The following is a 15,246-nucleotide window of genomic DNA, read 5'->3' as shown; positions in this document are numbered from 1 at the left end:
GCGGCGAACGGATGCGCAACCGCGCACTCGCCGACATTGCCGCGACGCTGCTCGTCTCGCCCACCGCACCGGTGCTGCGCGACTGATGCACGCTCGCGCCTGTGCACGAAAGGTCCCCGTGACCGAACAGACCACTCCTCAGACGCCCACGTTCCTCGAGCTCGGTGTCCCCGCCCCCATCGCTGACGCACTCGCGAAGAACGGCAAGTCCGCCCCCTTCCCGATCCAGCGCGATACCCTTCCCGATACCCTCGCCGGCCGCGACGTACTCGGCCGCGGCCGCACCGGCTCGGGCAAGACCATCGCATTCGGCATCCCCCTCGTCGCAAACCTGGCAGAGGGCGCCGCCCAGAAGCGTCGCCCGAACCGCCCGCGCGCCATCGTGCTGGCTCCCACGCGTGAGCTCGTGACGCAGATCGCCGAGACGGTCAAGATGCTCGCCGACCCGGTGGGCGTCAAGGTGACCACCATCTTCGGCGGCGTGCCGCAGCGTCGCCAGGAAGTCGCCCTCGAAGGCGGCATCGACATCGTCGTCGCCGCTCCCGGCCGTCTCGACGATCTCATGAAGCAGCGTCTCGTCGGCCTCAGCTGCGTCGAGATCACCGTGCTTGATGAGGCCGATCACATGGCCGACATGGGGTTCCTGCCCGTCGTCACCCGCATCCTGAACGCGACCCCCAAGCAGGGCCAGCGCCTCCTCTTCAGCGCGACGCTCGATAACGGCGTAGACAATGTGGTGAAGAAGTACCTCCACAATCCGATCCTGCACTCGGTCGATTCAGCCGAGTCGCCGGTGCCGCAGCTGACGCACCACGTCTTCGAGGTCGCCGGCAAGGAGCAGAAGGAAGCGCTCATCGAGGCACTCGCCTCGGGCACCGCGCGTCGCATCTTCTTCACCCGCATGAAGCACCAGGCGAAGAAGCTCGCGAAGCAGCTCACGGCCCGCGGCATCCCCGCAGTCGAGCTGCAGGGCAACTTGTCGCAGAACGCACGCGATCGCAACCTCGCCGAGTTCGTCAGCGGTGACGCCAAGGTGCTCGTCGCCACTGACGTCGCCGCCCGCGGTGTGCACGTCGACGGCGTCGATCTCGTCGTGCACATCGATCCCCCGGTCGAGCACAAGGCCTACCTGCACCGCTCCGGGCGTACGGCGCGAGCCGGCAACGAGGGCGATGTCGTCACGCTCGTGCTCCCCGAGCAGCGGGGCGAGATGCGCCAGATCATGCGTGCAGCGAAGATCAACGTCAAGCCCCGCTCGGTGAACCCGAACGCAGCAACCGTCGACCCCGAGGTACTCGAGCTGATCGGCGAGGTCGCGCCGCGCGTCGACGCGCGCGAGACCGAGCGCAAGCGCGCTGAGGCTCAGGCCGCGCAGCAGCGGGCCGCCGGCCACAACCCTGCTGGGCAGGGTTCGAGCACGGGTGCCAATGCAAAGCGCAAGCGCAGCCGCGGTGGCCGCGGCCGCGCGTCGGGTGCCGGCAGCGCCGGTGGTCAGGGCGGCCAGCAGCAGGGCCAATCGGGCGACGGACAGGGCCGTCGTTCGGGTGGCCAGGGCCAGGGCGGCCAGCGTCGCGGCCAGGGCGGGCAGCCGCAGGGCGAGCGCGGCGGCCAGCAGCGCAGCCAGGGCGGCCAGGGCCGCTCGGGCGAGCAGCGCGGCGGGGGCGACGGCGCACGTCGTCGCACCGGTCGTCGCGCTCAGGGCGGCGGCAGCAGCACGGTCTACTCCACCAGCAGTTGAAGCCGGTGCGGTGTCCCGCCGCACCGGTGATCTCGACGCCGGGCGAATCCTCTCGTGAGAAGATTCGCCCGGCGTCGTGCATTGCTCCACACACTTTCCGTCCCCGCAGGCACACTTCGCCTCGGATTCGCGTGATCTTCACCCACTCGACGCACGAAATCGGCGATCATCGGCTCGAATTGCGCGGATTTCACGCGTATACTCGCCTGATGGGCGTGTATCGTGATTTGGGGCGGAACCCGGGGGTGTTCCGCGTTTTGGGCTCGCAGCTGCTGGCTCGTTTTCCCTTCGGAATGCTGTCGATCATCGTGCTGCTTCACATTCAGCTCGCCTACGGTGACTACAGTTCTGCTGGGCTCGTGCTCGCGACGCAGAGCATCGGCCAAGCGATTTCTGGCCCGCTGAGCAGCCGTCTCATGGGGCGCTGGGGCATGCGCCCAGTGCTGACCGTCACCTCGATCGCCTGCGCCGTGCTGCTCGTGCTCATCGCCGTCGTGCATCTGCCGCTGGTCATCGTCACCGGCATCGCGCTGCTCGTCGGACTCTCGACCCCGCCGATCACGCCGGCCGTGCGCACCCTGTACCCGAAACTCGTTCCGGGCAAACAGCTCTCCGCGCTCTTCTCGCTCGACGCATCGGCACAAGAGATCATCTGGGTCGTCGGCCCCGTCGTCGCAGTGTTCGTCACCTCGCAGTTCTCAACGACCGCTGGGCTCTGCGTGGCCGCCGGCTTCATGCTGTTGGGCGGCGCGTGGTTCATTTCGAGCCCGGCTCTCGGCACGGTCGTGCTGCCGCCGTCGAAGCGCGGCCTCGGCGCGGTGCTGCGCTACCCCACCGTGGTCATCTCGACCGTCATCGGCTTCTTTCTTGTCGCCTCGTTCGCCGCGATCGAAGCCGGCATTGTCGCCGCCTTCGCGGGGCCGCACGGCGGTCACGGCAGCATGGAATCGGGCATCGTGCTCGCCGTGTTCGCCGGCGGTTCGCTCGTGGGCGGCCTGCTCATCGGCCATCGCGAGATGCGGCCCTGGTCGACTGCGCTGCGCCTGCTCGTCGTGCTCGTCGGTACGCTCGCGTGCCTCGTCAGCCTCAATATCTGGTGGCTCAGCGCGGTGCTCTTCATCGGCGGGCTCGGCACGGCACCGACCTTTGCGGCGATCTCGACCATCGTGAGCTCCACCGTGCGGTTCTCTGAGACTGCGGAGGCCTACGGGTGGATCGGCACCGGCCAGCTCGTCGGTGTGGCCATCGGTTCGGCGCTCGCCGGCGTAGCGATCGACGCGGCGCAGGCACAGGGCGCCATCCTCGTCTCAGCGACGCTGCTGCTTTGCGGCACGATTGTCGCGCTCGCGACGATGAAGTGGATGCCCGATCTGCGCGGCCGTTCGATCGAGCCGCCCACCGAGACCGGCACGCTCACGATTCCGCTCCCCTAACCCGACGGGGTCAGGGGACGCATCGGTAACGATACGGCCACGCGCAGTATTCACACAGCCGCGGACGCTCGACAGCGCGATATTCGCCTCTATCGTGTGACCATGCACCTCCGTCGATCACTGCCCGCGCTCGTCGCGGCCGCGCTCATCATTGCTCCGCTCACCGCATGCACGGCGTTCGGCTCGTCGAGCACCTCCGACGCCTCGGCCGCCGGCGGCTCCACGGCGCTCCTCGACCAGGCCCTGCCCGAGGCCGGAGTGCAGAGCGGCAAGCGAGGCGGCGAACCGAGCAGTGGTGCAGATGCCGCCGGTGAGTCCGTGATCGCGACCGGCGATCTCACGATTGAGATCGCCGACCCCGAAGACGTGGTGGATCGCGCACGCGCGGCAGTCGCAGAGGTCGGGGGCACGATCGAGTCGGAGAACCTGACGCGGGGCGGCGACGGCTTCTCGGAGAGCGCGAGCTTGACCGTACGCGTTCCCGCCGATCGCATGGATGATGCGTTCGAGGCGCTCACCGGCCTCGGCGAGGTCGTCTCGCAGAATCGCTCATCGGTCGACGTCACCGTTCAGCACGTCGACCTGCAGGCGCGGGTCGACGCGTTGCAGGATTCCGTCAAGCGGCTGACGCAGCTGATGCAGGGCGCGGCGTCGACGAGCGAGCTGATCGAAGCGGAGACCGCGCTGTCGCAGCGTCAGCAAGACCTCGATGGGCTGCAGGCGCAGCTCGATGCGCTCGAGGATCAGGTCGACCAGTCCACGATCTTCGTGACGCTGACCGCGCCGAGCACGCTGCCCGGCGGCGGGCCCCAGAACTTCTGGGAAGGCCTGGTCGCGGGGGTCGGCTCGCTCGGAGCCGCCGGTGCCGGCGCACTCGTGCTCATCGCCGTGCTGCTCCCCTGGCTCGTGCTCGGCGGCGCCGTTGCCGGCATCGCCTGGTGGATCGTGCGCTCGGTGCAGCGACGACGCGCACACAGGCGCGAGTCGTAGGAGGTTAGTCGGCGGTCGACGTCGGCACCTCGGGTGCGAGGGTCGCGAAGTCGAGTGCCCTCCCGAGAATGCGTTCGGCGGCACGGTGCCCTGACCGGAGTGCCGCAGTGACGGTCGCCGGATCCTCCGTCCAGGTCGCCTCGCCGGCGAGGTGCAGCACGGCACCGGCCCCCGTTGCGTCACCGATCGGAGTCGCGAGCAGATCGTGCTCCTCCGGTCGTGCCCCGGGCGTCATGAACGCGTATGATCCGCGTGCAAACGGATCGTCGCGCCAGCGCGACACGCGCACGACATCGGGGTCGGTGACGGCGACCCCGTAGATCTCACGCAACGAGGCGAGCACTGACGCAGCAATCTCGTCGTCGCTCCACTCGCGCGTCGCCTTCGCGGCAGGGCCGGCGGCGAACGTCAGCAGTGTCGGCACCCCGTGCAGCCCGGTGAGGTCGTACCAGGAATGCCACCACTCAGCCGCCGGCCCCTGTCGACGCACCGCATACACGCGTTCGTCCCAGAAGCGCTCTGAAAAGCGAAGGAACACCTTTTCGAAGTCGTTCATCTCGAGTCCGGCGAGCGCGTGCGCCACCGGTTCCGGGAGCGCCGGCTCGATGACGAACGCGTCTGATTTGAGCACGCCGACCGGCACGGTCACGACCGCACGGTCGGCGGTGAATTCGGCACGGCTCGTGGTGATCCTAACCCCGCCAGTCGACCAGTCGACGCGCTGCACCGCCTGCTCGAGCCTGATGTCGAGATTGGCGCTGAGACCATGCGCCAACCGGTCGTACCCGTCAGGAAAGACGACCTCGTCGCCGTCGACCTGATCATCGTCGAGCCCGTGCGCGTCCAGCCGCTCTGCCGACGCACCGTACTGCTCTTCAGAGCGGTGACGCAGAAACTCCCGCACGCGCGCGCCGCGTTCGTCGTCCCACTCAAGTGCGGCGAGGGTGCGGTCGATCGCGTCGGCGTAGCTGGCCCCGGCTTCGGCAGCCGCGATCGTCTCGGCGAGTCGCGCATCAGCTGCGTGCACATCCGCGATGAACGCGCTCGTTTCCGCCGCGGTGAGCGGAGCACCATCGACGCCGTAATAAACGATCGACCGGCCGCCCGGCTGATAGCTGCCGACCGTGAATTCGACCGCGCGCATCCCGAACGCGCGCACCACGTCGTAGAGCGGATTGTCATCGATGCCGTGAATCCACGAGGCTCCGACGTCGGTCGCGACCCCGTCGGCGCGCTCGCTCCACGTGCGTCCGCCGATGCGATCGCGCGCTTCGAGCACGACCACCCGCTGCCCGGCGAGCGCGAGAAACCGCGCCGCGGTCAGTCCGGAAACGCCGGCTCCGACAACCACCGTGTCGAATCGCTCCATTGTGACCTCCCGTGCTCCGCCGCGAGACGCCGCGCGCCCCGCTCCTTCGCGTGGTCCTCAGACTAGCGGTGAGCTGCGGGCGAGCGGGAGTGCCCGGGCGCGTCGACGAGCGAGACGGCAGCCAGTTCGCTCGCGAGCGCGTCGAGCCTGGCGCAGAGTTGCGCTTCGTGTTCGCGGTGCTCGGGTCGCCGACGCAGCCACGGAGCGAGCAGTCGAGTGACGGCCGGCATCATGACCAGGGTCATGATCGGCGCGACCACGGTCACCACGATCGCCGATCGAGCAGGAATCGCGACCCCGCCCCACCACGGCAGCATCGTGATGACCCACGACGTTGCCACGTTCACCGGGTACATGCCGATCCAGATCGACAAGACCTTCTTCATCTGCAGCCGCTCACCCATGCGTCTATTCCACGGGAAGTGCGTTACGGGGCCGTCACAGGTCGCGCGCGACTCCGTGAAGACCCCGTAACGGTTCAGGCGATCCGGCCGGCCTACTCGTCGGGAACGAGGATCGGGGTATCGCGGTTGAGGCTCTCGCGCCGGAAGTACGGCTTCGCGTTCGGCCGCAGCCACCAGATGCCGAGCAGCACGAAGCCGAGCAGAATCGCCCCGACGCCGATCACGAAGGCGCCGCCGATACCGAAGATGACGGTGTAGCTGTAATCGACGCTGATCATGTCGATGCACGACTGCACGAACGCGTAGGCGAGCAGGATGCCGCCGAGAGCCGGCAAGATGCCGCGCATCCACAGGTTGCGGGCACTGTCTCGCAGCGTGTCGCGGAAGTACCAGACACAGGCGAACGAGGTGATCGCGTAGTAGAGCGCGACCGCGAGGCCCATGGAGGTGAGCGAATCGGCGAGCATGTCTTCAGACAGAATCGACATGCCGACGTAGTAGACGATCGCCGCCGCCCCCATCACCGTGGTCGAGAACCACGGCGTCTTGAACTTCGGGTGCAGTTCGGCGAACTTCGCGGGCAGCGCCCGGTAGACCGCCATCGAGAGCGTGCCGCGCGCGGTGGGCAGAATGGTCGTCTGTGTCGACGAGGCCGCCGACAGCATCACGCCGAGCAGCAGGAACCAGCCCCACGGCCCGAAGAGCGCGCCGCCCAGCACGGTGAAGACGTCGTCGAGGTTCGCCTCGTTGGTGAGGCCGAAGCCCGTGTCACCGAACCCGGCAAACATCATCACGGCGATCGAGATGCCGACGTACAGCACGATGAGGATCACGATCGTCGAGATCGCCGCCCGCCCCGGGGTCTTCCGCGGGTTCTTCGTCTCCTCGTTCAGCGCGAGGCAGGTATCCCAGCCCCAGTAGATGAAGAGCGCGAGCAGCACGGCCTCCATGAAGCCCGACCACGATGTCAGCTCGCCCGGATTGAACCACTGCCAGTCGAAGGCGATCGACCCGGCGTTGCTGCCGTCGAGTGCGTGCCAGAGCGCCAGCCCGCCGAACAGCACCATCGCGACGATCTGGATCGTCATGAGCACCATTTGCAGGCGCTCGCCGATCTGCACGCCGATGGTGCTCACAAAGGTCATCAGCGCCATGAAGACCACCGAGGTCGCCACGACGATCACGCGGTTGTCGGCGAACTCCTCGTTGCCGAGCAGCAGCCAGAAGTACTTTCCGGTGATCTCCCCGACGTTGGCGAGCACCATCACCGCCGACACCGCGACCGCCCAGCCGCCGATCCACCCCGTGATCGGGCCGAACGCCTTGGCACCCCACACGAACGTCGTGCCGCAGTCGGGCATCTCGCGGTTGAGTTCCTGGTAGGCGAACGCCGCAAAGACCATCGGAATGCAGGCCACGACGAACACGAGCGGCGCCTGCGCGCCAACCGCGACGATCACGTAGCCGAGTGTGGCCGCGAGCGAGTAGAGCGGCGCGGTCGAGGCGAGCCCGATGATGGTCGAGCCGACGACGCCGAGCGCGCCCTGATTGAGTCCCTTGCCAACGTGGATGTGTCCGGTATCGGTGGCATTACTGAGCGTGTGCTTCGCCATTGCAGGCTCCTCCTCGATGAGGTTCGGTACGTCAGCGCTCATCCTATACGCGTCGCCGAAGCTGGCGGAGGGGCGGATGATCCTGCGAGGATGGCGGCAGCCAACCCGAGGAGCTCCGTTGATTCTTCCCGATGCCGCCGTCCCCCTGGTCTTGAAAGCGCTGCGCGCGAATCGCCCCTTCGTCACGGCGCAGGGCGCGCAGGATCGCATCGCCGAACGCGCCCTGCGCCCCGCAAGCTACGCACCGCCGCAGAAGCTGCCGCACGGGGTGCGGGTCGCCGTAGCCCGGTCGGCGGGTTGGCCCATCTATACGGTCTCACCGTCGACGAACGCTCGACCGAGCTCACCGCGTGCCGTCATCGCGTACGTGCACGGCGGCGGCTGGGTGAACGAAATCTCGGGATTCCACTGGCGCCTCATCGCGCAGCTCGCGCACGAGGTCGACGTCGACGTGGTCGTCCCCATCTATCCGCTCGTGCCATTCGGCACCGCGGCAGATTCGCACGACGGCGTCGTCGCGCTCGTCGAGCAGCTGCACGCCGAAGGTCGCACCGTGGGTCTCGTCGGCGACTCGGCAGGCGGGCAGATCGGGCTCTCGGCGGCGCTCACCCTGCGCGACCGCGGCGTCCGCCTGACGCACACCGCGCTCATCTCGCCCGCGCTCGATCTCACCTGGGCGAATCCGCGCATTCCCGAGGTGCAGCCCGACGACCCCTGGCTCGGGGTGCCGGGCGGCGAGGTGCTCGCCGAAGCCTGGCGGGGCGAACTGCCGCTCACCGACCCGATTGTGAGTCCGCTCTTCGGCGACCTCACCGGCCTCGGCCCCGTTAGCGTCTACTCGGGCACCCACGACGTGCTCAACCCCGACGCGCACGTGCTCATCGAGCGACTCGCAGCGGCGGGGGTGCCGCACACCCTGCACGAGGTCTCCGGCCAGGTGCACGTGTACCCGCTGCTGCCCACGCGCATCGGAGCCGCGGCTCGACACGACCTGGTGGCGGAGTTGCGCGCAGCGTTCCGGTGATCCGCCATTCGCCCGGTCACCAGTGACAACTGATTTCGCAGTTTCGAGGCACTTTGACGCGCGAAATGCTCAGCGAACCCCCGGCACATTCGCATGATTTCGACACGTCGGGCGGTAGTGCTCGGTGGTCAGGGTGTGCGAGACTGGGCGTGCACAAACCCCGACGATCACTAAGGAGTGAGTCACCTATGAGCACGTTCGCCGTCATCAATCCGGCTACGGGCGAGACAGTCGCCGAGTACCCCGACGCGACCGCAGAGGAGATCGAGGCCTCGCTCGCGTCGGCCCAGGAGGCCTACCAGAACTGGTCGCGTAAGACCACGGTCGCCGAGCGCGCCGCCCTCGCCAAGCGGGCCGCGGAGCTCTTCGACGAGCGCAAGGACGAGCTCGGCGCGATCATCAACCGCGAGATGGGCAAGCCCCTCGATCAGTCGATCGGCGAGGCCGAGTTCTCCGGCGCGATCACCGCAGCGTTCGCCGACAACGCCGAGAAGTGGCTGGCCGACGAGCAGCTCGAGGTCGAAGACGGCCTGAAGTCGTTCTTCCGCTTCCAGGGCACCGGCGTGATCCTCGGCATCATGCCATGGAACTACCCCTACTACCAGGTCGCCCGCTTCGCGGTACCGAACCTGATTCTGGGCAACACGATCGTACTCAAACACGCCGCGCAGTGCCCCGAGTCGGCACTCGCACTCGAGCAGCTCTTCCTCGACGCCGGGTTCCCGAAGGGCGCCTACGTCAACGTGTTCGCCACGCACGAGCAGCTCTCCGACATCATCGCCGACGACCGCGTGCAGGGCGTCTCGCTGACCGGTTCGGAGCGCGCCGGTGCGATCGTCGCCGCGCAGGCCGGCCAGCACCTCAAGAAGTGCGTGCTCGAGCTGGGCGGCTCTGACGTCTTCCTCGTGCTCGACACCGACGATCTCGACCACGCGGTCGAGCACGCCGTGGGCGGCCGCATGGAGAACACCGGGCAGGCCTGCAACGGTTCGAAGCGCATCGTCGTCATCGACTCGCTCTTCGACGCGTTCGCCGAGAAGTACAAGGCGGCCATCGGTGGCCAGTCGTACGAGGCAGGCGACTTCGGTCCGCTGTCGTCGGCGGCGGCGACCAGCACCCTGACGAAGCAGGTGCAGGGCGCGATCGATCAGGGCGCCGAGTTGCTCGTGGGCAACAACACCCCCGACGGCAACCTCTACACCCCGTCGATCATCACGAACATCACCCCGGCGATGGACGTATACAGCCAGGAGCTATTCGGCCCCGTTGCGCAGCTCTACAAGGTGTCGAGCGATCAGGAGGCGATCGATCTCGCCAACTCCTCGCCCTACGGCCTCGGCTCGGTCATCATCTGCGACGATCTCGATCGCGCGGAGCAGGTCGGTAACCAGCTCGACGTGGGCATGGTGTTCATCGGCGGCGCCGGCCTCGAGGGCGCAGACGTACCCTTCGGCGGCGTGAAGAAGTCGGGCTACGGCCGTGAGCTCGGCAAGGTCGGCATGCTTGAGTTCGCGAATAAGAAGCTCTTCCGCTTCGCCGCGAAGTAAGCCCTTCGGCTGCTGACTCGTGCAGCGGCCAGCTTGACTGAGGCCCCCGGATTCGATGCGATCCGGGGGCCTCAGTCATGTGCGCAGTGCGGTGCGGGCGAGCGCGGCGCGGGTCAGCGCTCGAGCAAGAACTCGGCGAAGTACGCCGCGACGCCCGCCGGATCGTCGAGCGGCAGAATCGCCGAGACGTACTGATCGGGGCGCACGATCACGACGGCGCCGTCACGGCTGATGCCTCGGGCGTCGAAGATGTCGTCGTCGGGATGCGCTGCGTAGACCTTCTCGTAATCGGTGAGCCCGAACGGGCCCGACGCGGGCAGGAAAAGCTTCGAGACGCGCTCGAGATCGACGCCGTGGTGGTGCTGCTGGTACACGGCTTTGACGTCGAAGATCGCGTCGATGTCGGCTGCTTCCGGCGTGAATCGGGCGAGCGGGGAGTCGGCGGAGTCGAGTATCCAGGCCGCCCAGTCATCGAGTCGCTCGCCGGTCGCGTCAGCGAAGGCGTAGACGCGGAAGCGGCCGTCGGCACGATGGTGATGGCCGAGGTGGATATCGACCGCGTCCGAGACCCGCGTCGTGAGCACGGACTTGAAGCGCTTGCCCAGCGTAAAGCCGCTCGCGAGCTCCTGGTGCACGTCGTTCCCGATGAGCATCGACTCGGTGTATTCGGTCATGAAGCCCGCCGGGAATTCGGCCGTGCGCACGTAGAACTCCTCGACCTCGCCGGGGTTCTCGAACTCCTCCGGCTTCTTCGCCATCAGCGTCGACCACTCGTGGTCGAAGTCGATGAGGTTCTTGGAGGTTACCCAGCGCTCGTCGGAGTACGTCTGCAGCAGCGAATCCGGGCTACGCCCTTCGAGCACGTAGCCGAGTTTCCAGCCCAGATTCCACCCATCTTGCATCGACACGTTCATGCCCTGCCCCGCCTTGGCGCTGTGCGTGTGGCAGGCGTCACCCATCAAGAAGACTCGGCCCTTGCCGTCGGGCGACGTCGCGGCGTCGTCGAACCGGTCGGTGAGCCGGTGCGCGACCTCGTACACGCTGTGCCAGGGCACGTCTTTCACATCGAGCGTGTAGGGGTGCAGGATCGCGTTCGCTCGGGCGATGACGTCTTCGAGGGCGGTGCCGCGCACCTTCCCCGCATCGTGCTCGTCGGTTTCGCCCAGGTCGACGTAGATGCGCGCGAGGTGGTTGCCCTCGCGCGGGATGTGCAGGATGCTTCCGGCCTGCGAGTGGATGATGCACTTCTTCCGGAAGTCGGGGAAGTCGGTGACGGCGAGCACGTCCATGACACCCCAGGCGTGCAGCGAGGTCGAGCCGGCGAGTGTGCCGCCGATGGCCCGGCGCACGCTGGAGCGGGCACCGTCGGCGCCGACCACATACTTCGCGTGCACGATAACGGTCTCACCCGCGTCGTCGTTGGTCTTCTCGGCGTTGATGCCGGCTCCGGTGTACCCCGTGATGCGACGCAGCATCACGGTGACCGGGTACTCCCCCTCGCCCGTCACTTCGAGGCCCACGAACTCGTATCCGTAGTCGACGTCGCCGCGGGCCGGCGCTCGACGCGCGTACTCGGCGAAGTAGTCGATCACCCGAGCCTGATTCACGATGAGGTGCGGAAACTCACTGATGCCCTTCGGGTCGTCGGGCGTGATCGAACTCCGCACGATGTTCCCCGGGTTTTCGGGATCAGGGCTCCAGAAATCGGTCTCCGTGATTCGGTAGGCCTCCTGCGTGATCTGCTGGGCGAACCCGAACGCCTGGAACGTCTCGACGCTGCGCGCCTGGATGCCGTCGGCCTGGCCCAGCACGAGTCGACCGTCGCGACGCTCGACCACTCGCGTCACGACGTTCGGGAACTGTGCGAGCTGCGCCGCCGTGACGATGCCGGCGGGGCCCGAACCGACGATCAGCACGTCGATGTTCTCGGGCAGATCTGCGGGGCGGTCGAGGCCGACACCGGCCGCGGGAAGAATGCGGGGGTCGGTGGACACGTAGCCGTGGTGGTGGAACTGCACTGTTTCTCCTCACTGCCCGACGGTGTAGCCGCCGGGAGCGTGTTCTATAATTGAACACGCAGTCTGAATACTGCACAGCAAGAATATGTGGCGACTGCGCCGTGCGCAACACGCGAACCCAAACGATCCGAGAGAATGGACGCATGACCCCTCAGAGCGACGCCGCACCCGAGACCGAGGCGAGCACCGCTCCGGGCACGACCGCCGGTGCGGCCGGCGGTACCGGCGGCACTGCCGGCTCGCAGACGCTCTCCCGGGGCCTCCGCGCGCTCGAATTGCTCGCCGAGGCCGGCACACCGATGTCGATTGCCGAACTTGCTTCCGGCCTCGGCGTGCACCGCTCGAACGCGTACCGGATCCTGCGGTCGCTCGAGGAGCGCCGATTCGTCGCACGCAACGAAGCCGGCCACATTCGGCTCGGCCCGAAGCTCATGGTGCTGGCGCGCGGAGTCGCCCCCGCGCTGCACACCGCCGCGATGCCCGTGATCACCGAAGTCGCCTATGAACTCGGCATGACCACATTCGTGACCGTGCTCGACGCCGACGAGGTCGTCACGCTCGTCACCGCCGAGCCGTCGAACGTCGCCGCGACTATCGCCCGCAACCCCGGCGTGCGCCACCCGCTGCATCGCGGCGCCCCCGGACACGCAATCGAGTCATCGTTGACGCGCGCCGAGCGCAAGGCGTACCTCGGCGAACCCGAGATGAGCAAGTCGGGCAGCGAGGCGCGGCGCAACGGCTACGCAATCAGTCGAGCCGAAGTGATCGATGACGTCACGGGCATCGCGGTGCCGCTGCGCATCGCCGGCGAACCTCCCGCAGCGATCGCCGTCGTGCACTTCAAAGTGCCCGATACGATCGGCGAGGTTGTCGATGCGCTCCAGGAAGCCGCCGAGCGCATCGCGCAGAGTTACCGCTAGGCACGGCGATCAGGGCCGCGAAACGCCGCTCTGCCATCGCGAGAACCACTGAGCACCGAACGCGATCCGCCAGTATGATGAGATCGTCCAGTTCGGTCGGTTCACCCCGACCCGGCCGGAGAAGGCGCTCGAAAAAGGGGCGCTGCTGCTGAGCGAAGCCGCCGGCGAGACATACACGGTTCCCTGTATTTCGTGTCCCTCCCGAAGGATCTGTGATGTCTGACACCACTCTGGTGCGCGCGCTCGCGACCGCACTCGCACCCCACTCCGCCGCCTCGTTCGGCCTCATGGGCAACGGCAACGCCCACCTCATCGAGCAGTTGAACGCGCTCGGCCTCCGATACGTCGCGGTGCGCCACGAGGCCGGCACCGTCGCCGCCGCCGATGCCTACACCCGCGTGAGCGGCAAGCTCGCGATCGCGACCACCACCTATGGCGCCGGCTTCACCAACGCGCTCACCGCACTCGCCGAGGCGGCGCAGGCGCACACCCCCATGCTCGTCGTCGTCGGCGACGCGCCCAGCACGGGCCCGCGCCCGTGGGACGTCGACCAAGAAATGCTCGCGGCCGCCCTCGGCATCCGCACGCACACCCTCTCGGTAACGAACATCGAACGCACGGTGGATCGCGCGGTCGCCTACGCGCTACGCGTGCGCCGGCCTGTGGTCCTCGCGATCCCCTACGATCTTGTCTCTTCGGCTGTCGCAGCACCTGCCGCACTCGTGACTTCCGTGGTATCCGGTGCGCCCGCCGTGCCGGCTCACGGCATCGACCTCGACGATCCCGCGGTCATTGCGGCACTCTCAGCATCGGTCGCAGGGTCGGCGGTGGCTGCAGCGTCCGCGTCCGCGTCGGGTTCGGGGCAGGCCTCAGCGGCGACTGCCTCCGGCTCCGGCTCCTCGAGCGCCCTCGCTACCGGCCCCGCAACATCGTCGACCTCGATCGTGCAGATGCGGCCCGCAGACCACCAGGTCGAGGCCGCCGTGCGCGCACTTCTGGGCGCCGAGCGCCCCCTCCTCATCGCCGGCCACGGCGCGCACCTGGCAGGCACCTCCGCTGCGCTCGGCAAACTGGCCGACGCGCTCGGTGCCATCACGTCCTCGACCGCACTCGGACGCGGGCATTTCCCGGCGTCGCAGTTCGATCTCGGCGTGACCGGCGGATTCGGCCAGCACGCCGCCATGGAGCTCGTCGAGACCGCAGACGTCGTACTCGTCGTCGGCGCCAGCCTCAACCAGTTCACGATGCGCTTCGGCGATCTCTTCGGCGCGGGCACCACCGTGCTGCGCGTCGACACGGAACAGGTTGCCGCCCCGAAGACCAACCGACCGATCACCCACCAGCTGCTCCAGGGCGACGCGCTCGAAACGGTCGAACGTATCCTCGCGGGCGTGACCGCGGTGCGCGGGGCCGGCGCTGGATGGCGCGACCGCGTCGCCGGGCTTGAGCCCGATGGGGCGCTGCGCGCGCGCAGCGCCGGCATCTCGAGCGGGCTGTGCGCCGATGGGCGCCTCGACCCCCGTGCAGTCGCTGCGCGCCTCGGGGAGCTTCTGCCCGCGGAGCGCCACGTGACCACCGATGGCGGGCACTTCCTCGGATGGGCGAACATGTACTGGCCGGTGGAGTCGCCCGAGCGCATGATCATGGTGGGCACGGCCTACCAAACGATCGGCCTGGGGTTCTCGACGGTGGCCGGTGTGGCCGCCGCAGCGCCCGGAACCACGACGGTGCTCAGCACGGGCGACGGCGGCGGCCTGATGGCGCTCGCCGACCTCGAGACGGCGATCCGCACGGCGTCGAGCTCCGTCATCGTGGTCTGGAACGATGGCGCGTACGGCGCCGAGGTGCACCTGTACGGCGCGATGGGTCTCGACGAGGGCCCCATGCTCATCCCCGATGTCGACTTCGCTGGGATGGCGTCGGCGCTCGGCGCGACCGGCGTGCGCGTGCGCGGCCTCGACGACCTCGATGCGCTGCGCACCTGGTCGGAGAACGGGGCGTACGGCACGATCCTGCTCGACTGCCGGGTCTCGCGCAGCGTCGTTGCCGAGTACCAGCGTGAGATCCAGCGCGTGAACGGCCTCGACATCCCCGACGCGGAGTAGGTACTGCGGCGTGGGGTGGGCAGACGCCCACCCCACGCCCCGCCCCCACCCCCCACCCCACCCCGACCTCTTCGCGACCCCACCC

The 15,246-nt window shown here is 68.1% G+C and carries 11 protein-coding genes; 7 read left to right on the top strand and 4 right to left on the bottom strand.

Translation table 11 applies throughout. The features are described 5' to 3' along the window. The first annotated feature begins 118 nt into the window (after window positions 1-118). The 3 genes from CH42_RS06155 (at window position 119) to CH42_RS06145 (ending at window position 4,161) form a co-directional block, all read left to right on the top strand. Window positions 119-1,738, top strand: coding sequence for a DEAD/DEAH box helicase (locus CH42_RS06155; protein ID WP_239683965.1), 1,620 nt, complete (start codon window positions 119-121; stop codon window positions 1,736-1,738). 209 nt (window positions 1,739-1,947) lie between these two features. Then, a complete protein-coding gene (locus tag CH42_RS06150; RefSeq protein ID WP_053352441.1) occupies window positions 1,948-3,171 on the top strand; it encodes an MFS transporter in 1,224 nt (407 codons plus the stop codon). Window positions 3,172-3,273: 102 nt separating this feature from the next. Beyond that, the gene (locus tag CH42_RS06145) at window positions 3,274-4,161 is read left to right on the top strand and encodes a DUF4349 domain-containing protein (protein WP_239683972.1); all 888 of its coding nucleotides are present in this window, start codon (window positions 3,274-3,276) and stop codon (window positions 4,159-4,161) included. Window positions 4,162-4,165: 4 nt separating this feature from the next. On the opposite strand, the gene CH42_RS06140 is transcribed toward CH42_RS06145, so the two are convergent. From CH42_RS06140 to CH42_RS06130, 3 genes are all read right to left on the bottom strand, one after another. Further along, window positions 4,166-5,530 carry a flavin monoamine oxidase family protein gene (locus tag CH42_RS06140; protein WP_053352344.1) on the bottom strand — a complete coding sequence of 455 codons (1,365 nt, stop codon included), beginning with the start codon at window positions 5,528-5,530 and terminating at the stop codon, window positions 4,166-4,168. 62 nt (window positions 5,531-5,592) lie between these two features. Further along, window positions 5,593-5,934, bottom strand: a complete 342-nt coding sequence (locus CH42_RS06135) for a hypothetical protein (RefSeq protein WP_053352343.1) — start codon at window positions 5,932-5,934, stop codon at window positions 5,593-5,595. Between the two features lie 92 nt (window positions 5,935-6,026). Continuing rightward, window positions 6,027-7,547 (bottom strand): APC family permease, encoded by a 1,521-nt coding sequence (locus CH42_RS06130; RefSeq protein WP_053352342.1) that lies wholly within the window; start codon window positions 7,545-7,547, stop codon window positions 6,027-6,029. Window positions 7,548-7,665: 118 nt separating this feature from the next. Here CH42_RS06130 and CH42_RS06125 point away from each other — a divergent pair, with 118 nt between their 5' ends. After that, window positions 7,666-8,571: an alpha/beta hydrolase fold domain-containing protein gene (locus CH42_RS06125; RefSeq protein WP_075205268.1), complete on the top strand. Its 906-nt coding sequence runs from the start codon at window positions 7,666-7,668 to the stop codon at window positions 8,569-8,571. A 188-nt stretch (window positions 8,572-8,759) separates the two neighbouring features. Further along, entirely contained in the window at window positions 8,760-10,118 is a 1,359-nt protein-coding gene (locus CH42_RS06120) for an NAD-dependent succinate-semialdehyde dehydrogenase (RefSeq protein ID WP_053352340.1), read from the top strand. 113 nt (window positions 10,119-10,231) lie between these two features. Here the strand turns inward: CH42_RS06120 and CH42_RS06115 are convergent, their stop codons facing one another. After that, the gene (locus CH42_RS06115) at window positions 10,232-12,136 is read right to left on the bottom strand and encodes an FAD-dependent monooxygenase (protein WP_053352339.1); all 1,905 of its coding nucleotides are present in this window, start codon (window positions 12,134-12,136) and stop codon (window positions 10,232-10,234) included. Window positions 12,137-12,279: 143 nt separating this feature from the next. On the opposite strand from CH42_RS06115, the gene CH42_RS06110 reads away from it, so the two are divergent. Both CH42_RS06110 and CH42_RS06105 read left to right on the top strand, forming a co-directional pair. Further along, the gene (locus CH42_RS06110; protein ID WP_053352338.1) at window positions 12,280-13,056 is read left to right on the top strand and encodes an IclR family transcriptional regulator; all 777 of its coding nucleotides are present in this window, start codon (window positions 12,280-12,282) and stop codon (window positions 13,054-13,056) included. 215 nt (window positions 13,057-13,271) lie between these two features. Further along, a complete protein-coding gene (locus CH42_RS06105; RefSeq protein ID WP_053352337.1) occupies window positions 13,272-15,161 on the top strand; it encodes a thiamine pyrophosphate-binding protein in 1,890 nt (629 codons plus the stop codon). The last annotated feature ends 85 nt before the right edge of the window (window positions 15,162-15,246 follow it).

It is taken from the genome of Leucobacter musarum subsp. musarum (genome assembly GCF_001273845.1).
Taxonomy (GTDB): Bacteria; Actinomycetota; Actinomycetes; order Actinomycetales; family Microbacteriaceae; genus Leucobacter; species Leucobacter musarum.
The sequence above is the reverse complement of the archived record's forward strand: the minus strand, read 5'-3'. Positions and strand labels throughout refer to the sequence as shown.

Coding starts and splice junctions, on each gene's coding strand:
- CH42_RS06110 (WP_053352338.1), top strand. CDS start 12,280: ATGACCCCTCAGAGCGACGCCGCACCCGAGACCGAGGCGAGCACCGCT.
- CH42_RS06120 (WP_053352340.1), top strand. CDS start 8,760: ATGAGCACGTTCGCCGTCATCAATCCGGCTACGGGCGAGACAGTCGCC.
- CH42_RS06150 (WP_053352441.1), top strand. CDS start 1,948: ATGGGCGTGTATCGTGATTTGGGGCGGAACCCGGGGGTGTTCCGCGTT.
- CH42_RS06145 (WP_239683972.1), top strand. CDS start 3,274: ATGCACCTCCGTCGATCACTGCCCGCGCTCGTCGCGGCCGCGCTCATC.
- CH42_RS06140 (WP_053352344.1), bottom strand. CDS start 5,530: ATGGAGCGATTCGACACGGTGGTTGTCGGAGCCGGCGTTTCCGGACTG.
- CH42_RS06135 (WP_053352343.1), bottom strand. CDS start 5,934: ATGGGTGAGCGGCTGCAGATGAAGAAGGTCTTGTCGATCTGGATCGGC.
- CH42_RS06105 (WP_053352337.1), top strand. CDS start 13,272: ATGTCTGACACCACTCTGGTGCGCGCGCTCGCGACCGCACTCGCACCC.
- CH42_RS06130 (WP_053352342.1), bottom strand. CDS start 7,547: ATGGCGAAGCACACGCTCAGTAATGCCACCGATACCGGACACATCCAC.